The organism is Bradyrhizobium sp. Crot121, assembly GCF_059512385.1.
The window spans coordinates 13,715-36,689 of sequence record NZ_JCAMOR010000011.1 but is presented as its reverse complement, the minus strand read 5'-3'; the positions used below and the strand labels follow the sequence as shown (position 1 = coordinate 36,689).

The following is a 22,975-nucleotide window of genomic DNA, read 5'->3' as shown; positions in this document are numbered from 1 at the left end:
TCACCCGGGCTACCCCCGCCTACGCGTCTTCGCCGACCTTCTCGGCCTTCACGCCGAGCGGTGCCGGCGGCGCGCCCTCGCCCGGCTTGATGCGGAAGTCGTAGGTCATCAAATGCCACGGCTCGCTCGTCTTGGTGCCGTCCGGCATGACAGGATTGGTGCGCTTTTCTATCTTCGCGACCAGCTCGTCCTTGACGCCGAACACCACGTCGGAGTCGAGATATTTGTCGCCCTCCATGAAGACGTGGGTGATCAGCGGCTCATAGCCCTTCGCCGCGACCAGGAAATGGATGTGCGCGGGACGCATCGGATGGCGCCGCGTCTGCATGATCATCTCGCCGACCGGGCCGTCGGTCGGGATCGGATAGCTGCAGGGCAGGATGGTGCGGAAATGGAAACGGCCGTCACCGCCGGTGATGAAGCGCGCCCGCGACGACGGGCCCTGCGTCGCATAGCTCGGCTTTTGTGAATCGTAGAAGCCATCGTCGTCGGCATGCCAGACGTCGACCGGCGCGCCGGCGACCGGCTTGCCGTCGAGATCGGTGACGCGCGCCTGCACGTAGAGCCGCTCGCCGGGCAGCGTCGCCGAGATATCGGTGCCATCAGGCGTCACCTTGTGCTCGCCGACATAGAACGGACCGAGCACCGTGGTCTCGGTGGCGCCATCGCGGTCGCGATGGTTGACTGCATCGACCAGCATGGAGACGCCAAGCACGTCGGAGAGCAGGATGAACTCCTGGCGGATATCGGTGCATTTGTGACCGGTGCGGGTCAGGAAATCGATCGCATATTCCCATTCCTCGAAGGTGAGGTCGGTGCGGCGGACATAATCGTGCAGCGACTTCACCAATTCCTGAAGCAGGAATTTGGCCCGCGGATTCGGCGTTTCCTCGAAGCTCTGGATGACGGCGGCGGTCAGCTCGGTGTCATTGAATTGCGGCATTGCTTCCATCCCTGCGAATTGGTTTCGCTTGGCTTCACCCTACACGACGACCCACGACGGTGTAAGCGCCAGGTGATTGGAACGCAGGACACTTTTCGGCTATCAAGGCCTGCCCCAAAACCGGAGAAGAGCGATGTTAGCCCCCACCCCCGCTTCCCCCGAATCCGCCGGCATGTCGCAAGCGGCGCTGGACCGCCTCGAGGACCACCTGAAGCGGCGCTACATCGAGGCCGGGCGGTTTCCGGGCACGCAGCTTCTGGTCTACCGCCGCGGCAAGATCGTGCATTCGACTGTGCAAGGCTTTGCCGATGTCGAGCGCAAGGTGCCGGTCAAGGACGACACCATCTTCCGCATCTATTCCATGACCAAGCCGATCACCTCGGTCGCCTTCATGATGCTGGTCGAGCAAGGCCTCGTGGCGCTCGACGAGCCCGTCCACAAGTACATCCCGGAATGGAAGAACCTCGGCGTGTTCCAGGCCGGCACCGCGCCGGCGTTCCTGACCAAGCCGCCGTCGCGGCCGATGCTGATCGTCGACCTCCTGCGGCACACCTCGGGGCTCACTTACGGCTTCCAGCAGCGCTCCAATGTCGATGCAGCCTATCGCGAGAACAAGATCGGCGAGGTCGTCAAGGCCGGTACGCTCGACAGCATGATCGAGGATCTCGCCAAGATCCCGCTCGAATTCTCACCGGGTGAGGCCTGGAATTATTCTGTCGCCACCGACGTGATCGGCTATCTCATCGGCAAGATCAGCGGCACCCCGTTCGAGCAATTCCTGAAGGAGCGTATCTTCAACCCGCTCGGCATGAACGACACCGATTTCTTCGTGCCGGCAGACAAGGCGCATCGCTTGGCGGCCTGCTATTCCGCCGACCCGCAAGGCGGCATGACGTTCCATGCCGCCGACCGCAAGGGCGGGCTGACGCTGCAGGATGACCCGGCCACCAGCTCGTTCCTGTCGCCGCCCTCGCTGATATCAGGCGGCGGCGGATTGTGCTCGACGGCCGCCGACTATCTCACCTTCTGCCGCGCGCTGCTCAATGGCGGCGAGGTCGGCGGCGTGCGGCTGATCGGACCGAAGACCTTGAAGCTGATGACGTCGAACCATCTGCCCGGCGGCGTCGACCTGCCGGCCCTGTCGCGCTCGCTGTTCTCGGAAGCGGCCTATAACGGCATCGGCTTTGGCCTCGGCTTTGCCGTAACCATGAACCCGGCGCAGACGCTGATTGCCGGCAGCCCCGGCGAATACAATTGGGGCGGCGCCGCAACCACGTCGTTCTGGATCGACCCGGCGGAAGAATTGATCACGATCTTCATGACGCAGGTGCTCCCCTCCAGCGCCTACCCGCTGCGGCGCGAGCTGCGCACCATGGTGTACGCCGCGATCACCGACAGCAACCTTTGACCCTCTTTGTTCCGCGGCGCATCGCGTGAAGCGCCGCGGAACTTCGACAGCTTTCGAACCGTCGCGACGTGTGCTTGGCATGCAAGTTGCTACGCATGGGCAAAACCCATGGGAGCAGACCATGTCGAGCATCACAGCCGCAGCAGCTACCGAAACCCGCAAGCCGCTCTACACATCCCTCTTCGTCCAGGTGCTTGCCGCGCTGCTGCTCGGCATCGCGCTCGGCGTGATCGCCCCCGACTTCGCGATCGGGCTGAAGATCTTCAGCGACGCCTTCCTCAAGCTGATCTCGATGATCGTGGCACCGATCGTGTTCTGCGTGGTCGTGCACGGCATTGCCGGCGCCGGCGACCTGAAGAAAGTCGGTCGCGTCGGCGTCAAGGCGCTGATCTATTTCGAGGCGATGACGACGATCGCGCTGGTCGTCGGCCTCCTGCTGGCCTATCTGTTCGGGCCCGGCCACGGCATGAACATCGATACCTCGACGCTCGATGCCAAGGCCCTCAACACCTATGCCGACAACGCCCACAAGCTGCAGGGCGGCGGCATCGGCGCTTTCCTCCTGAACATCATTCCGACCACCTCCTTCGATGCGCTGGCGCGCAACGACGTGCTGCAGGTCTTGTTCTTCGCGGTGATCTTCGGCGTCAGCCTGGCGCTGGTCGGCGGCGAAAAGGGCGAGAAGGTCACCTCCATGATCGACGCTGTCTCGGCGGTGCTGTTCCGCGCGATGGGGCTGATCGTGCGCGCCGCCCCGCTCGGCGTGCTCGGCGCGGTGGCCTATACGGTCGGCAAATACGGCGTCGGCTCGCTCAAGCAACTGGTCTCGCTGGTCGCGCTGTTCTACATCTCGGTCGCGATCTTCGTGTTCGGCGTGCTCGGCGGCGTCATGGCCCTGGCCGGCATCAATATCCTCAAATTCCTGGCCTACCTTCGCGAGGAATTGACCATCGTGCTGGCGACTGCGTCGTCCGACGCGGTGCTACCGCAGATCATGCGCAAGCTGGAGCGGTTGGGCGTCAAGGACTCCGTCGTCGGGCTGGTGATCCCGACCGGCTATTCGTTCAACCTCGACGCCTTTTCGATCTATCTCACGCTGGCGGTGGTGTTCATCGCGCAGGCCACCAACACGCCGCTGTCGTTCGGCGATCTGTTGCTGGTGCTCGGCGTCTCCCTGATCACCTCAAAGGGCGCGCATGGCGTGCCGGGCTCGGCGATCGTGATCCTGGCGGCGACGCTGAATGCGGTGCCGACCATTCCCGCCATCGGCCTCGTGCTGGTGCTGTCGGTCGACTGGTTCATTGGCATGGCCCGCGCCGTCGGCAACCTGATCGGCAACTGCGTTGCGACAGTCGTGGTGGCGGCATGGGAAGGCGATCTCGACCGCGAAAAGGCCACGCGGGTCCTCGACGGCGACGAACTGGTCGACGTGACGGCGGGGTGAGGTGAATCGTAGCCCGGATGGAGCGCAGCGTAATCCGGGGCGCCACACGATCTGGCTAGGCCCCGGATTGCGCTCCATCCGGGCTACGCGCAAACGGGCGCTATTTGACCAGTTTCAGATACGGCGGCAGCGGCTTGCCGGAGACCGACCTTACTTCCTGCGGCGGCCGCTCCTCCGGAGTCATCAGGTCGCACAGCGCCTTGAGCTCGGCGTCGGTCACCTGATGCAGCTCCATCCTGAGTTCGAGGATGGCCAGCGACAGCAAACGCGCCGTTTCCGGACTTGCCTTGTCCGTGAGGAAGTCCCTGCACTCCTCAAGCGTCGCAAGCAGCGAGAGCAACCGTTCTTCGGTATGGACAACCGGCATTTCTTCCGCTCCCGAACTTGCGAGATAGATTCGCGGCGTTTCATTTCTTCGCTTCATGAGCCTCTCCACAAAGGTCTGCGGGTGGTCGGGCGCGTGAATGAACAGATGATCCAGAAATTTTGCGAAATTGTCCAGCGGGTGATTGGTGCTCTGTTTTCCTTCTAATGCGCCTAACGCGCGGGAGGGATGCGCCACGCGGCTATGTCCGCTGTCATTTTTTGGCCAAATCCAGAGCCGTTCAGGTCCCGTACAAGTACGGGATGTAGAACCACGCATGCAGAGGCCGGTAGTAAGCATGCGTTCAAAATCTGTGTCGACCCAACCCGTAGTAGTTGTGGTTTGTCCAATATTTTGCCAAATACACAGTGCGGGATATCGTAAGTTATCTCGGGCGTTGACGACTTTAGGTAGTCTGACCACGCCGGTATCTGGATACTTCCAAAGCACGCGGCGTTTGGCTACCATTCGACAGTCTGCTTGGAGTACCGTGGTTCGCGAGACGAACTCACGATCCGGACAAAGTTAACGCTGAAGTATGGACGAATCCCTGACCAATCTGCGCAGGGCCTCCCGATTTGAAGGACGGGTAACCAGAATGAACAGATCAGCAGCAAAGAAGATGAAGCAACGCAGTGCCGGCAAGCCCGACATTGAGTTGGGCAAACGGATTCGCCTGCGGCGTGTGGAGCAAAAGATCTCGCAAGCGGAGCTGGGCGAAAAGCTCGGCGTCAGCTTCCAGCAGGTCCAGAAGTACGAGAAGGGCGTGAACCGTGTCGGCGCTGCTCGCCTTCAGCAGATCGCTGCCGCGCTCGACGTGCCTGTCACGTTCTTCTACGACGGCGACAACAAGTCGCGCGAGGTCGAAAGCCTCCTCTTCCTGGACAGCGCTTTCAGCCTGAGGTTGCTGCGAGCCTACAGCAAGATCAAGGACCAGACGGTTCAACGTCAACTGGTGTCCTTGATGGAATCGATCGCCGCGAACGAAGGCTGAGCCGTCGGCCCTTCTCCGTTTCGTGGCGCGGACCGCATCGATCCGCGCAAGCGCGTCGAACCGTGGCAAAACGCTGCACCGGGCTATGCGTTGGTTCGGATCGAGGCTTTGCTGAAGCGCTGCCATCGCGATGGCGGCGCTTTTTGCATTTGGCCCTTTTGCAGAAGCGCGTCCGTTCCAGCATCGATGCCGAGAGCGACAATCGGTCGCGCGATCGTCGGGCCCCTCTTCTCGCGGGTTCGAAGCTACAACAGCGCCAGCACGGCCTTGGCGATGTCGGCGGTGCCGTTGCCGCCGCCGATCTCGATCGGTTTGATGCCGCCGGCATAGGCCTTGTCGACGGCGCGCTCGATCCGTTCACCGGCTTCCGCCGCGCTCTCCAGCCCATGCTTGTCGGCAAGCCAGTCCAGCATCATCGCGACCGACAGGATCATCGCAGTCGGATTGGCCTTGCCCTGCCCCATGATATCGGGCGCGGTGCCGTGGCAGGGCTGAAACACCGCGTAGCGGTCGCCGATGTCGGCTGACGGCGCCATGCCCATACCGCCGATCAGTCCGGCAGCAAGGTCGGAGAGAATGTCGCCGAACATGTTCTCCGTCACCATGACGTCGAAATCCCACGGACGCTTCACCATGAGCGCCGAGCAGGCATCGACATAAAGGTGATCGGCCCTGACATCCGGATGCCGCTTTGCGGTCTCGTCGAAGATGCCGCGGAAGAATGCAAAGGCCTTGAACACATTCGCCTTGTCGACGCAGGTCAGTCCGCCGCCAACGCGGCCGCGCGCCTGGCGGCGTTCGGCGAGGCGGAACGAGAACTCGAACAGGCGCTCGGAGGTCCTGCGCGTGATCAGCATGGTCTCGCGCGCCTCATCCTCGGTGACGACGCCCTTGCCCATCGAGGCGAACAGGCCTTCGGTCGATTCCCTGATCACGACAAAGTCGATGCCGCGCTGCTCCGCGGCGACGATCGGGCTTGGCACCCCCGGAATCAGCCGCGCCGGCCGCACGCCGGCATAGAGATCGAAATGGAAGCGCAACTCGATCTGCGGCGCGATCTCGGTGTTGTCGGGGTAGCGCACCGACGGCAGGCCGCAGGCTCCTAACAGGATCGCATCCGCCTCCTCGCACAGCCTCACCGTCGATTCCGGCAGCGAGACGCCGGTCTCTCGGTAATGGTTGGCGCCCGCGGGTGCCTCGGTGAAGCGGAATCGAAGCCCGGTCGCCGCCTCGATCTTGCGCAACACTTCGAGTGCCGGCGCCATCACCTCCGGACCGATGCCATCGCCGCCGAGCACTGCGATATGGAGGGCGTTGTTTGCGGACATGGGATTCCCCCATTCGAAACAATGAAGGTTTTTGAACTCGTCATCGCCGGGCCTGTCCCGGCCATCCACGTTCTTACCGCTGAACGACCATAAGACGTGGATGCCCGGGACAAGCCCGGGCATGACGGCGGAGTACGGTGGCGGCCTACGGCGTCAGCACGGCGCGGCCGACTAGTTTGCCCTTCTGCAATTCGAGCAGGGAGTCATAGGCCTTGGCGAGCGGCACAGGAGTCACCGGGATCGGCGCAATCTTCTTGGTCCGGACCAGTTCGAGCAGTTCCTGCGTCTCGCGGAGGTTGCCGACATAGCTGCCCTGGATCGTGATCGCCTTGATCGGGATCAGCGGCAGCGCGAAGGTCGCGCCACCGCCGAACAAGCCGACGATCACGAGCTTGCCGCCCTTGGCCAGGCAGTCGAAGCCGAGTTGCGTGGTCTGGGCGTTGCCGACCAGGTCGATCACCGCGCGGATCGGGGCGCCCGCCTTCTTCGCCAATTGCTCCAGCGCATCGCCCGCCCCGCCGTCGACAGTGCCGAGCGCGCCGGCGGCTTCCGCCGCCTCGCGCTTGCGCGCGTCGATGTCGACAACGATCGCCCCCTTGCCACCCATCGCCTCCAGCAGCGACAGCGCCATCAGGCCGAGGCCGCCGGCGCCGATGATCACGATCGGCGAATCGAAGGCGAACTCGACCTTCTTTAGTGCGCTGTAGGTGGTCACGCCCGAGCAGGCATAGGGCGCGGCGGTGACGGCATCGAGCCCTTTGAGGTTGAGCAGGTACTTTGGATGCGGCACCAGCATGTGATCGGCGTAGCCGCCGTCGCAATAGACGCCGAGCGAGTTCGGCTTGACCGCACACATATTCTCGTCGCCGGCGAGGCAAGTCGGGCATTTGCCGCAGCCGAGCCAGGGATAAACCAGCGCCACGTCGCCGGCCTTGAGGCCACCGGTGTCGCCCGGCTTCACGTCCGGCCCGAACGCTGCCACCTCGCCGACGGTCTCATGCCCCATCGTGCGCGGCAGCGAGACGCCGCGATCCTTCAGCGACAGCGGCTTGCGCCCGTGGCCGAGATCGTAGCCGCCTTCCCAGATATGCAGATCGCTGTGGCAGATGCCGGCCGCCTTCACCTTGATCAGCACCTGCGTCCCGGTCGGCTCCGGCGTCGGCTGGTCGACTTCCTTCAAGGGGGCGTTGAACTCGGCAACCTGGAAACTCTTCATCTTTATTCTCCCAACATTCTTTGTTGTTACGGCAACATTGCCACGTCTGCCGACGCGAGACAAACCTCGGCGGGCGACGATCAGCCTTGCCGGCTGTTAGCCTGCGAATGCGGCAATCTCCGCGTCGGACAGGCCCGCCTCCTTGAGATAGGCGCGGGTGTGCTCGCCGAGCGTCGACACTCGCTTTACGGCTGCAACCTTCGCGCCGGACATCCGGAACGGCAGGTTGACCACCTTGAAGGTCCCGCCGCCGTCCTCGACCTCGGCCAGAGCGCCGCGATGCGCGAGCTGCGGATCGGCCAGCGCTTGCTCCACCGTGCGATAGGCGGATGAGGGCACGCCCTCCTCATTGAGCGCGGCGAGGCATTGTTCTGTCGTCACCCGGCGCGACCAATCCTCCACGCCATCCATCAGGGCCGCCCAATTTTCCCGGCGGTCGGAATATTTGGCGAATCGTGGATCGCTCACCCATTCGGGACGACCGATCACCTGCATCAAGCTCTGGAACGTCTTCTCGCTGGCGATCGCGACCATGGCGTAGCCGTCGGAGGTCTCAACAGGGCCGAACATCGGCCGCGCCGTTGGCCGCACCTTGAACTGCGCCCACTGCACCTCGTTCAAGGTCAGGCTCAGCATCGCTTCGAGCATGGAGACGTCGATGTGCTGGCCCTCCCCGCTGCTGTGCCGCTGATGCAGCGCCGCTCCGATCGCGCCAAACGCATAGACGCCGCTCAGCACGTCGGCGATGTAGATACCGCAATAGTCGGGCCTGCTCCGCCCGGCCTGGTAGGCCAGATGCGCCATGTCGTAGCCGGAGGCGGCATGGATGACCGGAGCATAGGCCGGCAGGCCAGCCGACGGCCCGGTCTGGCCGTAGCCGGAGATCGAGCAATAGATCAGCCGCGGGTTGAGCCCGCGCAGGCTGGCGTAATCGAGCTTCAAGCGCTGCATCACGCCGGGGCGGAAATTCTCGACCAAGATGTCGGCGGTCGCGACGAGGCGGCGTACCACCTCCACCCCTTCCGCCGACTTCAAGTCGAGCGTCAGGCTCTTCTTGCCGACATTGAGCTGGCCGAACGCGGTCGAGCAAAGCTTACGCATCGGTGGGCGGGTACGCATCATCTCGCCTTCAGCAGGCTCGATCTTGATGACTTCCGCTCCGAGATCGGCAAGCATGCGCGTGCAATGAGGGCCGGCGATCGTCGTCGAAAAATCAAGCACACGAAGGCCGCCCAGGCTCTTTGTCAAATAGCCCTCATCGTTCTCGACTATCGTCATTCGCAAAGCTCCCTCGAGCCGTACCTTTTATCGGCGCGGCGTGAACCTAGAGCATGATCCGGAAAAGTGGAAACCGGTTTTCCCTCGCGACAAACGCGAAGCGCTTGCGCGGGGACCATGCTCAAACAAGAAGGTGGAGCGGCTTCTACAGGGAAACGTCTGAACCAGACCGGACTGGGCGGGCCCTTTGATTTTCGTCAAAGGAAAACTGGAACCATTTTTGCATAGTCGTTTACAGGTTGGAGCGAGGCGCTTTTTTGAGGGTCTTATTCATCACCACTGAAATGGACGATTTCGTCCGCGTCGGCGGCCTTGCTGCTGTTTCAGCCGCCCTTCCCAGAGCCCTGCGTCCCCTGAGCGATGTCCGGATCATGCTCCCCGGATATCGGGACGTGGTCGAGCAACTCACTCATATTGAAATCGTTGGCGAATGCGCGCCGCTTGCGGAGATGCCCGCATGCTCGATCGGCCGCGCCTCGACCCGCGACGGCATGCCGGTCTACGTCGTGCTGTGCCCACAGCTCTATGACCGTCCGGGCAACCCTTACGGCGACGAGAGTGGACGCGACTGGCCGGACAACGACATCCGCTTCGGGCGATTCGCGTCGGCCGCGGCAGAACTCGCCGCAGGCAGTCTGGACAAGAATTGGGCAGCCGACCTCGTCCACGCCAATGACTGGCAGGCCGCGCTGGCGCCCGCCTATCTGGCCTGGCGCGGCGCGCGCATCCCCTCGATCCTGACCATCCACAATCTCGCGTATCAGGGACTCTTCCCGAAAGACTCGTTGCGGCGGATTGGCGCGCCGGAAAGCTCCTTCCACATCGACGGGCTCGAGTTCTACGACAAGCTGTCCTTCCTCAAGGGCGGCATCGTCTATGCTTCGCATCTGACGACCGTCAGCGCGACCTATGCCAAGGAGATCACGACGCCAGAGCTCGGCTGCGGGCTCGAGGGCCTGCTGCGCATCCGCTCCGACGCCGCGCAGCTCACCGGAATCCTCAACGGCATCGACGAGAGCTGGGACCCGCGCTTTGACGCCAAGCTCGCGCAGCAGTTCGGTGTCGGCGACTGGGCCGGCAAGCAGGCCAATGCGGATTACGTCCGCAAGCAGTTTGGCCTTGCCGTCTCCCGCGGCCCGATGTTCGGCCTGGTCGCCCGCCTGGTGCACCAGAAGGGCGTCGATCTCGTGCTGTCTGCGGCCGATGAGATCGTCGCGGCCGGCGGGCAGATCGTCGTCACCGGCTCCGGCGAGCCGGGAATCGAGCAGGCCCTGGTGGAAGCACACCGGCGGCGGCCGGACGCGATCGGGGTCGCGATCGGCTTCAACGACGCCCAGGCGCGAAGGATCTTTGCCGGCAGCGATTTCACGCTGATGCCGTCGCGCTTCGAGCCCTGCGGCCTGAGCCAGATGTATGCGCAGCGCTTCGGCTCACTGCCGATCGGCCACCAGACCGGCGGGCTGGCCGAGACCATCCAGGACGGCGAGACTGGATTCCTGTTCGCGCAGCCATCGGCGGAATCCTTCCTCGGCGGCGTGCACCGCGCGTTCGAGGCGTTCGTCGCCAAGGACCGGCTCGACGCCATGCGCCGCAGCGCCATGGCGCGGAGCTTTAGCTGGAGCATCTCGGCCGCCTTGTACGGCGCGCTCTATCGCAAGCTGGCGCTGCCGCAGGCCATCTCGTAGAGCCGTAGCCCGGGTGGAGCGCAGCGCAACCCGGGCTGCGGGGACTCACGCCGGCGCCGTTCGTCGCGTCTCGGGCATGATCAAGAGGATCATCAGGAGGCCGAGCGAGGCGATGCCCGCGAGGCCCAGGAAAGCGATGTTGCTGCCGAACTTGTCGCTGACATAGCCGGCGAGCACTGTGCTCAGCGATGCGCCGATTCCGACCGCGGTGCCGATGATGCCCTGCGCCAGGTTGAAATGCCCGCTGCCGAAGGCGACGTCCGCCACGATCAAGGGCACCATGACGCTGAATACCGCCGCGGTAATGCCGTCGAAGATCTGCACGGCCACCAGCAGATAGGGATCGTGCACAGTCGCAAACAGCACGCCGCGGATCACGAGCGCGCCGAAGGCGAGCAGGAGCAGCGGCCGCCGGCCCCAGGCCTGCGCCTTGCGTCCGACCGAAGGCGAGGCGAGCGCCACGATCGCCTGCGGCACGATGATGCAGGCCGCGATCAGCACCGGCGCCCACTGACTGGATCGCATCGTCACCACGCCCGCCATCAGCGGCAGCATCGCCGCGTTCGCGAGTTGGAACAGCAGCATGCTGACGGCGAAGATCAGCAATGCCCGCTTGCTGCACAGCGCGAACACGCTGGTCGCTTTCTTGTCGGGCACCTCGCGGACAACGGCGCCATGGGCTTGCGCGATATCGATCTCCTTCTCGCGAATCCGCGACAGCGCGATCAAGGTCGGTATCGCGAGGATGAAGGTGACCAGGAACACGGAACGGCTCGAGATCAGATACCCGGCGGCGCCCATCAGCGCTGCCGCCGAACCGTTGCCGAGCGAGGCGAAGCGGGCATTGCGCCCGAGCCGCTCGCTGATCGCATATGGCCCCACCAAGCCGAGGCTGATCGCCGCGATCGCCGGCCCGAGCACGCAGCTTGCGAGCGCGTGCAGGGTCGCTGCCGCCACCACGATCGGGAAGATCGGCCACACCGCATAGGCCAGCGCGGCGCAGCCGATGGTCGCGACCGCGAGCCCGGCGACCATTTTTTCGGAGCGCGCCGCATCGACGATGGCGCCGCCCGGCATCTGCCCCAGCAACGCAATGATGCCGCCGATCGAGAGCACGAAGCCGATCTCGACCTGGGTCCATTTCTGCGTGGTCAGATAGACCGCCACGAACGGGCCGAACCCGGTCTGCACATCGGCCAGGAAAAAGATGAACCAGTCTAAACCGCGCTGGCTCTGGGATGAAGGCTTGCGCGACGGCTCGGGTGCCGGCAACTCCGGAACCAGTGGCGCACCGTGATCGTCCGCCGTCGACCGCCTGCGATCGCCGCCAATCCTGTCCGTTAAAGAGGAGGGACGAGCGATCAATGTATCTCCGACTTTAATGGTCATATTGCCATGGACGCAAACTGCCGGCAGCGCCGAGCACGATGAGAGGCGTATCCTCCTTGTATTCCGGCGCCGCGCTCACCTGCTCCTTGTTCAGTTCGAGCGTGATACTGTCGCTCTTGTTGGCGACCTGGCCGAAATGCAGTGCATTCCAGTCAACGACGATCTTGCGGCTGCCGACACCGAGGAAGCCGCCGAAGTCGATCACAGCGGCGCGCACGGTGCCTTCGCGATCGACGATCACGTCGACAATTCGTCCCATGTCCTCATTGGCGGCGCTGCGCACGTCGCGTCCGAGAATGCCATGCGCATCCCTGGCGCCGATCACCGTCACCGAGGGTGGAGGCGCCGGTTCCTTTTGCGCAGCCGGGGGTTTGGCCGGCGCCGGTGCCGCCGGATCATCGGCCGCTTGGGCGGCCGCAATTGCGGCAAAGACCGCGGCAATAATTGTCATCACCATGTTCGCCCACATCGGGGGCCTCCAATCCAGGAATAAAGCTAGACATTCTGGCCGACATTCAATGCGTCAGCACGATCGACACCTGGATTTGACCGCGTGTACGCAGCACTTCCAGCGACACTTCGCCATTATGGCGGCGGACTCGCAGATCGACGCTGGAGGCGCCGAGCTGCAGGTCGCGCAGGATCGCCTCATTTAGGAATTCCGGCAAGCGCGGATCGCGCAGCCTGATCTCGCCGCGCGCGGCGTCGAATTCGAGCCCCAGCGCCGCCTCCACCAGCGTAAAGGGGGTCGCACTCGCCCAAGCCTGCGGCGCACAGGCTACCGGATAGAGCACCGGTCCGCGCCGCCTTTCGCGCTGGAACCCACAGAACAGTTCGGGCAAACGCCGGAGATCCATGTAGCTGGCGGCGTCGAACAGCCCCTTGAACAGGTGCGCCACTGAGTGTTTCAGCCCGTAGCGCGCGAAGCCGAGCGCGATCAGCGCATTGTCGTGCGGCCAGATCGAGCCATCGTGATAGGACATCGGGTTGTAACGGACCTCGTTCCTGCCGACCGTGCGGATGCCCCAGCCCGAGAAGAAGCTCTGGCTCATCAGGTCGGCTGCGACCAGCCGCGCGCGGTCTTCGCGCACGATGCCGGTGAACAGGAGCTGGCCGGCATTCGAGGTCCGCACCCGGCAGGGTTCCTTCTTGCCGTCGAGCGCCAGCGCATAGGTTCCGAGTTCCTCGCACCAGAAGGCGTCCTCGAAGCGCTGGCGCAGCGTCTCGGCCTCTTTGTCGAGCTTCTCTGCCCTGTCGGCATAGCCGAGCCGGCGCGCCACCCTGGCCAGCAGCCGCTTGGCCGCGAACACATAGCCCTGCACTTCACAGAGCGCGATGTAGCCCTCCGCCAGCCTGCCGTCGGCATGGAAGATGGCGTCGTAGGAGTCCTTCCAGCCCTGGTTGGCGAGGCCCTGCTCCGTCGCGCGCTGATATTCGATGAAACCGTCGCCATCTGGATCGCCGGGGCCGTCGATCCATTGCAGCGCCGCCTCGATCGAGGGCCAGAGTTCCGCAAGCGTCGCTTCGTCGCCGGTGCGCTCGAAATAATGGCCGGCCAGCAGCACGAACAGCGGCGTCGAATCGACGCTGCCGTAATATTGCGCGAACGGCACCTCGCGCAGCGCCGCCATCTCGCCGCCGCGCATCTCATGCAGGATCTTTCCGGGCTCGGCATCGGAAAGCGGATCGACGCTCTTGGCCTGGAAGAACGCAAGCCGCTTCAAGACGCCTTTGGCGATGCGCGGATCGATCCACAGCATCTGCAACGCGGTGATCAATCCATCGCGGCCGAAAGTCGTGGAGTACCAGGGGATGCCGGCATAGGGATAGCGGCCCTGCGGCGTCTCCGTCATCAGCATGTTGAGGTCGGCCATTGCCTGGCACAGCACCTCGTTGAAGATGTTGTTCGAGGTCTCGATGCTGGCTGCACCAGCCGTCGAGCGCCGCATCTCACGGCGATGCGCGAGCAGCCCGCGAAAGAACGGCACCGGCTTGTGCATGACCGGCTTGTTGCAGGACACCGCGATGAACAGCGAGGTGACCGCCTTGGGCTCCAGTTCGAAATGATAGGTCGCGGCATTGACCGCGAGCCGCGTCGGCTTGGGATCGAAATGCAGCGCCGTGATCCGTGACTGTTCGTCCAGTCCGACATATTCGAGCACGACGTCGGTCGGGCCGAGCAACCTGCTCGAGCCTACGCCACGCCGGGGCCGGCGCTCGCCGCGCACTTCGAACAGATCAGCAAAATCATTGTCGAACAGCAAGGTGAGATCGAAGCTCGCCAGCCGATCGCCGTGATTTTGCAGACCGATGCGCTGATAGGCGGTGCCGCGCCAGAGGAAGATCGAGCGCACGATGTGCAGCGTGTCCTTCTGCAGCATCAGCCGGCCGCCCCGATAGACGTCGGAGTTGGTGAGATCGACAGTCAGCGCCGAGTTGTCATCGCGCAGATTCGAGCCGAGCAACAGCGGCTGCACGTCGTCGAGCACCATTTCCAGCCGCGCGAGATAGCGCGTATCGGCGTTGAACAGGCCGTCGGGTCCGCCGGCGGAAGCGCCGATGTCGCCATGGCTGTCGAGCACGATGAACGTGTCGTCATGCTTAAGCGACCGCCGCGGCCTCGCGGCGGGACCGGTCATCGGAATGTAGAAGGGCGATTCCGCGATTTGCTCGACGACACGCACGGTCGAAATCTGCGTAACGATCTCCGCTGCCATTTAGACCTCGAGCGCCTCTCTCTCGGGTTTGCGATGGACGCTGACTATACGCAACTATTGTGGATCAGGCAGCCTGGGTGGCGAGGCGGCCCATTTCGCGCACCACCAGTTCGCGGTATGGCCCCCTGCCCTGCACAAGGATATCGGGCGGCCCGTCCTCGACGATGCGGCCGCCCTGCAGCACGACCACACGATCGAAGCTGCGCAACGTGGCCAGGCGATGGGCAATCGCGACCACGGTGCGCCCGCGCATCAGGCGCGACAGCGCTTCACGTATGGCCTCCTCGGACTCGCTGTCAAGCGCCGCGGTCGCTTCATCGAGCAGAAGGATCGGCGCGTCTTTCAGGAACGCACGGGCGATTGCGATGCGCTGGCGCTGCCCGCCCGACACCTTGATGCCGCGGTCGCCGACGATGGTATCCATACCCTCCGGTAAATTCTCGATGAAGTCGCAGCGCGCTGCGATCGCCGCGCGGAGCACCTCGTCGTCGGTCGCGTTCGGCCGTCCGTAGCGGATGTTTTCCATGATCGAGCGGTGGAACAGGGAGATGTCCTGCGGCACCACCGAGATCGCCTCGCGCAGGCTCTGCTGCGTGACCCGCGCAATATCCTGGCCGTCGATGGTGATGCTGCCGCGCTCCACGTCGTAGAAGCGCTGCAGCAACGTGAACAGCGTCGACTTGCCGCCGCCGGATTGCCCGACCAGCCCGACCCGTTGACCGGGCTGGATACGCAGGTTGAACTTGTCGAACACCTGCATGCCGCCGGGGTACTGGAACGAGATGTTGTTGAAGGCGATCGCAGCCCCGCTCTTGATCAACGCCTCGGCCTCCGGGTGATCCTTCAGTTCATGCGGGGTCAGCAGCGTCGCGAGCGCCTCCATCAGGCGGGCGACATGCTGGGTGGCATCGACCAGCGCCACCGCCAGATCGCGCGTCGCGCTCAGGATGCAGATCCCGAGCGTGCAGACCAGCACGACGTCACCGGTGGTGGCGGCGCCCTGCTGCCAAAGGTTGACCGCCCACGCTAGCATGCAGACGGTGAGGACCACCGTCACCGCCGCATGAGTGAGCCGCAGCTTTTCGAGGTAGCGCAGGCTGCGGCCCCGGGCGGTCAGTTCCCGGTTCACGGTCGCGTCGAACCGGGCGTGCTCGAAGCTCAATCCGCAGAACGCCCGCACCAGCGGCATGTTGTTGATGACGTCGACCATCTCGCCATCCACGGCGGCCGCCTTGTCGGCATAATCATCGTGCAGCGGCCGGCCGGCGGCTGCCATGCGGAACATCGCGAACACCATGGTTCCCGCAATGACGATCAGCACCGCCGACATGGTCAGGCTTACAGTCCCGATCAGCGCGATCGCGGCGAAGGTCGCAACACATGGCGGCAGCACGTTCCAGACAAACATGTTCTCGACCGTATAGACCGCGTTCGAGGTCGCGGTGATCCGGCTGGTCAACATGCCTGGCAGGCGATCGGTAAAGTAGCTCGGCGCATGACCGGTGAGGTGGCGGAACAGGTCGCGCCTAAGATCGCCGGTGACGCCGACGAAAGCGTAGCTCGCGATCCAGCTTGCGATCCGCCACAGAAAATTATCTGCCGCAATCAGTGACATGAGCAGAACGAATGCCAGCCATACGCCGCCGGCCTGAGCGGGACCGCCCGATAGGCTGTCGACGAGGTTTTTCACCCCGTACTGCGTGCCTACGGAGCAGGCAACCGCACCGAGAACGCACCCCAATATTACGGCGTGTGATGCGGGCCGCCGCCGCAGATAGCGCAGCACAAAAGGAAAGGGGCGGTGCGCGTATCCTGAAAGATTGTCCATGTGCGCCTGCAAACCTGTTGAGCAGCAAGGTGAATTTCTTAGTGAACTGCCCCGCACACGATTCCGTGAGGGACAGTGATCGATGTTTCGTACCGCGAAGCCATCACTGCGCAACAATTCTGCAGCACCGATAGTTGCGAAAATTTGTTCGCGGCAAATGGCATCAGCAAGACCACACTGTGAAGGAAGAAAGAACGACCCACACAGCAAAGGAACTTCGCACGTGCGGGAACGTTCCCGTTACGGCATGCCGGTGCCGGACAAATGGGGTTGGGCTTGATTATCCCACATCACACAGAGGAGACGAAAGCATGCGCATCGCGCAGGTTGCGCCACTGACGGAGGCTGTTCCCCCGAAGCTCTATGGCGGGACGGAACGGGTCGTGCACTGGCTGACTGAAGAACTGGTCACGTTAGGCCACGACGTTACCCTGTTTGCCAGTGGGGACTCGCAGACCTCGGGCAAGCTGGAGGCGACCTGGCCGAAAGCATTGCGGCTGGATGGATCGGTCCGCGATCCCAACGCGCTGCACATGGTGCTGCTCGAGCGCGTCCGACAGAAATGCGATCAGGAGGAGTTCGACTTCCTCCACTTCCATCTGGATTATTATCCGTGGTCGCTGTTCCAGCGGCAGCCGACGCCGTTCGTGACCACCCTGCACGGCCGGCTGGACCTTCCCGAGCACCAACCGGTGTTCGATACGTTCCCGGAGGTGCCGGTGATCTCGATCTCCAACGCCCAGCGCCGTCCGGTGCCGCAGGCGAATTGGGTGAAGACGATCCATCACGGCCTGCCGGAGAACCTGCTGACCCCGCAGGCGGTCAACCCGTCCTATCTGGCGGTGCTCGGCCGCATCGCGCCGGAAAAGGGGGTCGACCGCGCCATCAAGATCGCGATGCGCTGCGGCATCCCCTTGAAAATGGCGGCAAAGGTCGACCGCGCCGACCAGGAATATTACGAGGCGGTCATCCGTCCGCTGATCGTGGACAACCCCCTGGTAGATTTCATCGGCGAAATCAGCGACCGCGAGAAGCCGGAGTTTCTGAGCGGCGCCATCGCCCTGTTGCTGCCGATCGACTGGCCGGAGCCGTTCGGCCTGGTGATGATCGAGGCCATGGCCTGCGGCACGCCGGTCATCGCCTTCAACCGCGGCTCGGTGCCGGAGATCATCGAGGATGGCCTGACCGGCTTCATCGTCGAGGATGAGACCAGCGCCGTCGGCGCGGTCGGCCGGCTTCCGGCGCTGAGCCGGCAGACGATCCGCAAGCGGTTCGAGACCCGCTTCACCGCGCGCCGCATGGCGCTCGACTACCTCAACTGTTATCGCGACCTGATGGAAGCGGCCGAGCCGCGCATCAAGCTGGTCGCAAGCGCGGAGTGAGGGAAGAGCGGAGATGCCGTAGGGTTGGCAAAGCGTAGCGTGCCCACCGTTACGAGCGAACACTTGGTGGTGGGCACGGCGCTAACGCGCCTTTGCCCACCCTACGCGCTACGCGCCAGTCAACTCACCGTCGTTCGCTTCGGCTCGACGATCTCGAACATTCGCGGAAACTCATCCATCAGCGTCATCAGCTCAGTCAGCCGCGTTGCATCGCCGCTGACGCTGACCCTGCCGCTGGCGACCGCCTCCGGAAACGTCGTCAACTTGGCAATGACTTCATCCAGCGTGCTGCGCGCCAGCGTGAAGCTTGCATCGGCGTCCCCAGTTTGCGTGTCGGCGACATAGGTCAGCGCGCAATTCTCCAAATTGAGGATGAAGGTCTCATTGGTGTCGGTGAACTCCCAGTTCAGGACGATGCGCTTGCCATCGGCCTTGGGGCCGTTGAGGCGAATGCCGAGCACGTCCCAGAGCTGTCCGGTGCGGAGCGCGGCGAGCGTTTCGCGTGGCATCGCCGGCCGCGCTGGCGCCTTCGGCATGCCCTGCCGTAACTCCTGCGCGCCGAACAGATAGCTGTTGCGCCAGGTCGCGCTTTCCGCGGCATAGCCGAGCTGCTCGAACGTGTCGGCGAGCAGCGCGCGGGCCGCGGCATTGCCCGGCTCGGCGAACACCAGATGGCTCACCGCCTGCGCGACGAAGCGGAATTCGCCGTTGGCGAAATCCTTCCGCGCCCGTTCCAGGATCGCATCCGCGCCGCCCATATACTCAACGTATTTTTTGCCCGACTCGACCGGCGGCAGCGGATCGAGATTGACGGGGTTGGCGTCATACCAGCCGAGATATTTCTGATAGATCGCCTTCGCATTGTGCCGGATGTGGCCGTAATAGCCGCGGCCGTGCCAGGCGCCCTCCAGGCTTTTCGGCAGCCGAATGGTCTCCGCGATTTCGCTCGCGGTCAGCCCATGGTTCATCAGGCGAATGGTCTGGTCATGCGCGAACTTGTAGAGATCGCGCTGCTGGCGGATCATGGTGTCGATCCGCTCTCGACCCCACACCGGCCAATGATGCTGGCCGCACATCGCCTCCGCTTTGCCGCCCCACAGCTTGAGCGCCTCGCCGAGATATTTCGACCACGCCAAGGCATCGCGCACATCGGCGCCGCGAAACGGCAGCAGATTGTGGAAATTGTGGGTGCAGTTTTCCGCGAGGTTCAGCAGCTTGTAGCGCGGCAGGTAGAAATGCATCTCCGCCGGTGCCTCGCTGTTCGGCGCCATCTGGAACTCGAATTCGACGCCGTTAATCACGCGCCTGTCGCCGGTGGCGAGGATCAGATCGGTCGGCCGCAACAGTGCCACCGATCCGGCCGCCATCGACTTGCCGAGCCCGCAATCGACCTGCCCCCGCGCCCCCTTCGCCAGGAACGGCCCGAATTGATATTGCGCACGCCGCAACATCGCGGGGCCTGCGATGATGTTCTCGGAGACCGCATGCTCCATGAACATGTCAGGGGCGATGATCGGCACCTGCCCGCTCGACAATGTCTCGTCATCGAGCACCCCGCGGGCGCCGCCCCAATGATCGGTGTGGGTATGGGTGAAGAGCATTGCCACAACCGGACGCCTGCCGCGGTGCCTGAAATAGAGCTCGATGGCGGCGCGGGCGCCCTCGATCGAGGTGAGGGTATCAACCACGATCACGCCGCTGTCGCCCTCGATCAGCGTCATGTTGGCGATATCGAGCCCCCGCACCTGGTAGACCCCGGGCACCACCTCGAACAGGCCGTGATGCATGTTCAATCGCGATTGCCGCCACAGGCTGGGATTGACGGTGGGCGGAGCCTCCTCCGATGAGAGGAAGCCGTAAGGCGCAAGACTCCAGACCACTCTGCCTTGGGCGTTGGCGATATGCGCGTTTTCGATCCTGCCGAGGAAGCCGCGCGCGGCATCGTCGAAATCACCCGTATCGGAGAACGGCAATGCATCCAGCATCGCCGCGTGCTGCGCGACCACGGAAGGCGAGGCGTCCTTAGGAGCTTCGCTGGCGATTGTGTTGGTCATGTCTGTTCCTCCCCGCCGCGAGCCAAAGCGACCACGGCTTACGCAGGAGGATTATGAGCGTGTGACCGATGGCGTCAAATGCTCGTCATGGCCGGGCTTGTCCCGGCCATCCACGCTCTCCTTCGGGTGCCCAAGTGCGTGGATGCCCGGGACAAGCCCGGGCATGACGGAAGCAAGTGGTATAACGGCCGCGCTACTTCTTCACCTTGCTCGCGTCCATCTTGATGCTCGTGTCCAGCATCTTGGTCGAAAACGCCGTGTTCACGTCGAACGGCTTTTCCATCCCGAGATAGCTGTGCACCAACTCGTAGTCCTTCTTCATCCGCTCGGCGTCGATCCAGCCGAGCGCCTTGGTCGTGGTGAACTCGTCCGTCATCAGGATCTTGATGCGCTCCCATTGCCGTTCCTGGTTCTCCCGGTCGAGGCCGGAGACCTGGTCGAGCAGCGCCTTCAGGCAGGGCGCGACGTCGGCGACGCAGGCGGCATAGGCCTTCTGCGTGACCCGCACGAATTCCTCGACCAGTTTCGGATTCTTCTGCAGGAATGCGCCGTTGACGATCAGCGAATTGCCGTAAGGATTGAGCCCGATGTCCTTCCAGTTGACGTAGCCGAGATCGGCACCGAACTCGATCGCCTTCAGATCGTGCTCGTTGTAGAAATCGCTGATGATGTCGACCGTGTGGCTCTTCAGCGCCGCGATCTTCGCGGTCGGGCCGACATTGACGAAAGTGACGGAGTCAGGCGCGATCCCGGCCGCCTTGGCGAAGGCCGGCCACATCACGCGCGAGGCATCGCCCGGCGGGTTGCCGATCTTGTGGCCGGGAAAATCCTTCACCCCGTTCACGCCGTAGCTCTTCAGCCAATAGAAGGTCTGCCCGGTATTGGCGTAGATGCTCATCAGCGCCACCAAGTCGGCGCCCTTGCTCTTGGCCACCAGCATGGTCGCGAGATCGGCGATGCCGAACGGCGAGCCGCCGGAGCCGACCTTCAGCGATGAGACGCCGGAGCCCTTGCCGGTCTCGATCGTGAGATCGATGCCGGCCTTCTCGTACCAGCCCTGCGCCTTGGCGTAATAGAACGGCGAATGATCCGCCGTCGGCGTCCAGTTCAGGATCAGATTGACGGATTCGGCGGCGCGCGCCGGCGCAACCCACGCCGCCAGCGCAAACGCCAAGGCCGGCGCAAACCCCAGCGTCAAGGCTGCAAGCCTCAAACCCTTCATCGCAACTCTCCCCGTGCGCAACCCGGCCTTGTCGCACCTTGCTTGTGACGTTACCAATGCAACAAGGGACAGGCGTAATTGTCAACTGTTTGGTTGAAAATGCTGAAGAGACGATCCGACAACACAAAGCCGCAGCGACGCGATCCCGTCGCCACGCAACGGAAGCTCCTGACCGCGGCGCGGCGCGAATTCGCGCAAAACGGGCTTGCCGGCGCCAGGGTCGACGAGATCGCGGCCAGAGCCGGCGTCAACAAGCAGCTCGTCTACCATTATTTCGGCGACAAGGACGCGCTCTACCTCGCCGTGCTCGAATGGGTCTATGAGGAGATCCGCGAGCAGGAGCGCGAGCTCAACCTGGAGGGACTGCCGCCCGAACAGGCGATCAAGAAGCTGATCGAAGCCTCGTTCGATCACCTCGCCGCCCATCCCGACTTCATCGTGCTCCTGAACGACGAGAACCGCGGCGGCGCCCGGCACGTCCGCGGCTCCCGCCGGCTGGAGGCCATGCACTCGCCGCTCGTCAGCATGGTCTCGAAGATCCTCAATGAAGGCGTGCGCGCCGGCGTGTTCCGACGCGGCGTCGATCCGGTGCACCTCTATATCTCGATCGCGGCACTCAGCTACTTCTTCTTCTCCAATACGCCGACGCTGTCGGCGATCTTCGGCAAGGACCTGTCGAGCACGGCCGCGCGCCGGGCCCGGCGGCGGCACGTAACCGACCTGGTGCTGCAGTCGCTCCGGCCGTAGACCCTGGCACCGCCGTCATTGCGAGCGCAGCGAAGCAATCCACGTCTCCACGGACGGCGCCATGGATTGCTTCGCTGCGCTCGCAATGACGGGGCGATATAATCAACCAGATGGTTGAAAGATGGATACGACCGGGCTAGGCTGAGAGCGAGGGCCGGGAGCGGCCGGCATTTTCGAGGGAGCAATCGGTGTTCAGTGACGGCGGGCGGTCCACGCGGTCCATCGCGATCATCCTGATCGTGCATCTTGCCGTGATCGTGCTCTGGCAGGTCCTGGTCGACGCGTTCCAGGTGCCGAAGTTCATCCTGCCCTCGCCGCTCGCGACCGTCGCGACGCTCAGCTCCGCCAAATATGTCTGGCTGTCGAACCTGCTCGTCACCGCCGCTGAAATCCTCGGCGGCTTCTGCCTTGGCGCGCTGGTGGGCGTCGCGCTTGCCGTCATCTTCAGTTGGTCGCCGCTGGTGAGCCTCGTATTGCTACCATTGTTCGTGACCCTGAACATGATCCCGAAAGTGGCGTTGGGCCCGCTGATCATCGTGTGGTTTTCCTACGGCATCATTCCGAACATCCTGATCGCCTTCAGCATCTGCTTCTTTCCGATCCTGCTGACGACCGCACGCGGCCTGCGCGAGGTCGAGCCCGACCTGCTCGACCTCGTCAAATCGCTGCGCGGCTCGCGCTGGACGCTGTTCCGCAAGATCCAATTGCCGGGATCGCTGCCTTACGTGTTTTCCGGCATGAAAGTCGGCGCTATCCTGGCGGTTGCCGGCGCGATCGTCGGCGAGTTCATCGCCTCCGAGCGCGGGCTCGGCTATCTCATGATCCAGGTGCAGTCCTCGCTCGACACCCCGGCCATGGTGATGGCAGTCGTTCTGCTGACTCTGCTCGGCGTTGCGCTTTACGGCCTGGTGCTCGGCCTTGAACGGCTGTTCGTGGTCTCCGACATCCGGCTGCAATAAGAAACCAGGGGAAGAAC

The 22,975-nt window shown here is 63.7% G+C and carries 18 protein-coding genes; 7 read left to right on the top strand and 11 right to left on the bottom strand.

Annotated features, from left to right (window positions below; genetic code table 11):
• Positions 1 to 19: 19 nt before the first annotated feature.
• The gene (locus AC5ZGW_RS12930; RefSeq protein ID WP_130222319.1) at positions 20 to 943 is read right to left on the bottom strand and encodes an intradiol ring-cleavage dioxygenase; all 924 of its coding nucleotides are present in this window, start codon (positions 941 to 943) and stop codon (positions 20 to 22) included.
• 133 nt (positions 944 to 1,076) lie between these two features.
• On the opposite strand from AC5ZGW_RS12930, the gene AC5ZGW_RS12925 reads away from it, so the two are divergent.
• Together AC5ZGW_RS12925 and AC5ZGW_RS12920 are read left to right on the top strand one after the other, a co-directional pair.
• Complete coding sequence (locus tag AC5ZGW_RS12925) at positions 1,077 to 2,351, top strand: serine hydrolase domain-containing protein (protein WP_130222317.1); 1,275 nt, start codon at positions 1,077 to 1,079, stop codon at positions 2,349 to 2,351.
• A 121-nt stretch (positions 2,352 to 2,472) separates the two neighbouring features.
• The gene (locus AC5ZGW_RS12920; protein ID WP_028163071.1) at positions 2,473 to 3,795 is read left to right on the top strand and encodes a dicarboxylate/amino acid:cation symporter; all 1,323 of its coding nucleotides are present in this window, start codon (positions 2,473 to 2,475) and stop codon (positions 3,793 to 3,795) included.
• A 100-nt stretch (positions 3,796 to 3,895) separates the two neighbouring features.
• On the opposite strand, the gene AC5ZGW_RS12915 is transcribed toward AC5ZGW_RS12920, so the two are convergent.
• Positions 3,896 to 4,357 (bottom strand): hypothetical protein, encoded by a 462-nt coding sequence (locus AC5ZGW_RS12915; RefSeq protein ID WP_130222315.1) that lies wholly within the window; start codon positions 4,355 to 4,357, stop codon positions 3,896 to 3,898.
• A 400-nt stretch (positions 4,358 to 4,757) separates the two neighbouring features.
• Between AC5ZGW_RS12915 and AC5ZGW_RS12910 the strand changes: the two genes are divergently transcribed.
• Positions 4,758 to 5,153, top strand: coding sequence for a helix-turn-helix domain-containing protein (locus AC5ZGW_RS12910; RefSeq protein WP_130222530.1), 396 nt, complete (start codon positions 4,758 to 4,760; stop codon positions 5,151 to 5,153).
• A gap of 245 nt (positions 5,154 to 5,398) precedes the next feature.
• Here AC5ZGW_RS12910 and AC5ZGW_RS12905 read toward each other — a convergent pair whose 3' ends face one another.
• The 3 genes from AC5ZGW_RS12905 to AC5ZGW_RS12895 form a co-directional block, all read right to left on the bottom strand.
• Positions 5,399 to 6,481: an isocitrate/isopropylmalate dehydrogenase family protein gene (locus AC5ZGW_RS12905; RefSeq protein ID WP_130222314.1), complete on the bottom strand. Its 1,083-nt coding sequence runs from the start codon at positions 6,479 to 6,481 to the stop codon at positions 5,399 to 5,401.
• Positions 6,482 to 6,626: 145 nt separating this feature from the next.
• Complete coding sequence (locus AC5ZGW_RS12900; protein WP_130222312.1) at positions 6,627 to 7,697, bottom strand: alcohol dehydrogenase; 1,071 nt, start codon at positions 7,695 to 7,697, stop codon at positions 6,627 to 6,629.
• Positions 7,698 to 7,793: 96 nt separating this feature from the next.
• Complete coding sequence (locus AC5ZGW_RS12895) at positions 7,794 to 8,975, bottom strand: CaiB/BaiF CoA transferase family protein (RefSeq protein ID WP_130222310.1); 1,182 nt, start codon at positions 8,973 to 8,975, stop codon at positions 7,794 to 7,796.
• Between the two features lie 257 nt (positions 8,976 to 9,232).
• Between AC5ZGW_RS12895 and glgA the strand changes: the two genes are divergently transcribed.
• Positions 9,233 to 10,660: a glycogen synthase GlgA gene (gene glgA, locus AC5ZGW_RS12890; RefSeq protein ID WP_130222308.1), complete on the top strand. Its 1,428-nt coding sequence runs from the start codon at positions 9,233 to 9,235 to the stop codon at positions 10,658 to 10,660.
• 45 nt (positions 10,661 to 10,705) lie between these two features.
• On the opposite strand, the gene AC5ZGW_RS12885 is transcribed toward glgA, so the two are convergent.
• The 4 genes from AC5ZGW_RS12885 to AC5ZGW_RS12870 all read right to left on the bottom strand — a co-directional run bounded on the left by AC5ZGW_RS12885 (position 10,706) and on the right by AC5ZGW_RS12870 (position 16,594).
• A complete protein-coding gene (locus AC5ZGW_RS12885) occupies positions 10,706 to 12,049 on the bottom strand; it encodes an MFS transporter (protein ID WP_130222306.1) in 1,344 nt (447 codons plus the stop codon).
• Positions 12,039 to 12,518 (bottom strand): PRC-barrel domain-containing protein, encoded by a 480-nt coding sequence (locus tag AC5ZGW_RS12880; protein ID WP_456643517.1) that lies wholly within the window; start codon positions 12,516 to 12,518, stop codon positions 12,039 to 12,041. The genes AC5ZGW_RS12885 and AC5ZGW_RS12880 overlap by 11 nt, the downstream gene beginning before the upstream one ends.
• 46 nt (positions 12,519 to 12,564) lie before the next feature.
• The gene (locus tag AC5ZGW_RS12875; protein ID WP_130222304.1) at positions 12,565 to 14,766 is read right to left on the bottom strand and encodes an amylo-alpha-1,6-glucosidase; all 2,202 of its coding nucleotides are present in this window, start codon (positions 14,764 to 14,766) and stop codon (positions 12,565 to 12,567) included.
• 64 nt (positions 14,767 to 14,830) lie between these two features.
• Positions 14,831 to 16,594, bottom strand: a complete 1,764-nt coding sequence (locus AC5ZGW_RS12870; RefSeq protein ID WP_130222302.1) for an ABC transporter ATP-binding protein — start codon at positions 16,592 to 16,594, stop codon at positions 14,831 to 14,833.
• 311 nt (positions 16,595 to 16,905) lie between these two features.
• Between AC5ZGW_RS12870 and AC5ZGW_RS12865 the strand changes: the two genes are divergently transcribed.
• Positions 16,906 to 17,976 carry a glycosyltransferase family 4 protein gene (locus AC5ZGW_RS12865; RefSeq protein ID WP_028163060.1) on the top strand — a complete coding sequence of 357 codons (1,071 nt, stop codon included), beginning with the start codon at positions 16,906 to 16,908 and terminating at the stop codon, positions 17,974 to 17,976.
• 119 nt (positions 17,977 to 18,095) lie between these two features.
• Here AC5ZGW_RS12865 and AC5ZGW_RS12860 read toward each other — a convergent pair whose 3' ends face one another.
• Positions 18,096 to 20,030, bottom strand: a complete 1,935-nt coding sequence (locus tag AC5ZGW_RS12860; protein ID WP_130222300.1) for an alkyl/aryl-sulfatase — start codon at positions 20,028 to 20,030, stop codon at positions 18,096 to 18,098.
• Between the two features lie 193 nt (positions 20,031 to 20,223).
• Positions 20,224 to 21,252 carry an ABC transporter substrate-binding protein gene (locus tag AC5ZGW_RS12855; RefSeq protein ID WP_130222298.1) on the bottom strand — a complete coding sequence of 343 codons (1,029 nt, stop codon included), beginning with the start codon at positions 21,250 to 21,252 and terminating at the stop codon, positions 20,224 to 20,226.
• 99 nt (positions 21,253 to 21,351) lie between these two features.
• Between AC5ZGW_RS12855 and AC5ZGW_RS12850 the strand changes: the two genes are divergently transcribed.
• Both AC5ZGW_RS12850 and AC5ZGW_RS12845 read left to right on the top strand, forming a co-directional pair.
• Positions 21,352 to 21,999, top strand: a complete 648-nt coding sequence (locus AC5ZGW_RS12850) for a TetR/AcrR family transcriptional regulator (RefSeq protein WP_130222296.1) — start codon at positions 21,352 to 21,354, stop codon at positions 21,997 to 21,999.
• Positions 22,000 to 22,187: 188 nt separating this feature from the next.
• The gene (locus AC5ZGW_RS12845) at positions 22,188 to 22,958 is read left to right on the top strand and encodes an ABC transporter permease (RefSeq protein ID WP_130222294.1); all 771 of its coding nucleotides are present in this window, start codon (positions 22,188 to 22,190) and stop codon (positions 22,956 to 22,958) included.
• Positions 22,959 to 22,975 lie beyond the last annotated feature (17 nt).

Excerpts from the sequence above, each read along its gene's own strand:
- AC5ZGW_RS12930 (WP_130222319.1), bottom strand. The coding sequence starts at position 943 with ATGCCGCAATTCAATGACACCGAGCTGACCGCCGCCGTCATCCAGAGC.
- AC5ZGW_RS12925 (WP_130222317.1), top strand. The coding sequence starts at position 1,077 with ATGTTAGCCCCCACCCCCGCTTCCCCCGAATCCGCCGGCATGTCGCAA.
- AC5ZGW_RS12920 (WP_028163071.1), top strand. The coding sequence starts at position 2,473 with ATGTCGAGCATCACAGCCGCAGCAGCTACCGAAACCCGCAAGCCGCTC.
- AC5ZGW_RS12910 (WP_130222530.1), top strand. The coding sequence starts at position 4,758 with ATGAACAGATCAGCAGCAAAGAAGATGAAGCAACGCAGTGCCGGCAAG.
- AC5ZGW_RS12905 (WP_130222314.1), bottom strand. The coding sequence starts at position 6,481 with ATGTCCGCAAACAACGCCCTCCATATCGCAGTGCTCGGCGGCGATGGC.
- AC5ZGW_RS12900 (WP_130222312.1), bottom strand. The coding sequence starts at position 7,697 with ATGAAGAGTTTCCAGGTTGCCGAGTTCAACGCCCCCTTGAAGGAAGTC.
- AC5ZGW_RS12895 (WP_130222310.1), bottom strand. The coding sequence starts at position 8,975 with ATGACGATAGTCGAGAACGATGAGGGCTATTTGACAAAGAGCCTGGGC.
- AC5ZGW_RS12885 (WP_130222306.1), bottom strand. The coding sequence starts at position 12,049 with ATGACCATTAAAGTCGGAGATACATTGATCGCTCGTCCCTCCTCTTTA.
- AC5ZGW_RS12880 (WP_456643517.1), bottom strand. The coding sequence starts at position 12,518 with ATGTGGGCGAACATGGTGATGACAATTATTGCCGCGGTCTTTGCCGCA.
- AC5ZGW_RS12875 (WP_130222304.1), bottom strand. The coding sequence starts at position 14,766 with ATGGCAGCGGAGATCGTTACGCAGATTTCGACCGTGCGTGTCGTCGAG.
- AC5ZGW_RS12870 (WP_130222302.1), bottom strand. The coding sequence starts at position 16,594 with ATGGACAATCTTTCAGGATACGCGCACCGCCCCTTTCCTTTTGTGCTG.
- AC5ZGW_RS12865 (WP_028163060.1), top strand. The coding sequence starts at position 16,906 with ATGCGCATCGCGCAGGTTGCGCCACTGACGGAGGCTGTTCCCCCGAAG.
- AC5ZGW_RS12860 (WP_130222300.1), bottom strand. The coding sequence starts at position 20,030 with ATGACCAACACAATCGCCAGCGAAGCTCCTAAGGACGCCTCGCCTTCC.
- AC5ZGW_RS12855 (WP_130222298.1), bottom strand. The coding sequence starts at position 21,252 with ATGAAGGGTTTGAGGCTTGCAGCCTTGACGCTGGGGTTTGCGCCGGCC.
- AC5ZGW_RS12850 (WP_130222296.1), top strand. The coding sequence starts at position 21,352 with ATGCTGAAGAGACGATCCGACAACACAAAGCCGCAGCGACGCGATCCC.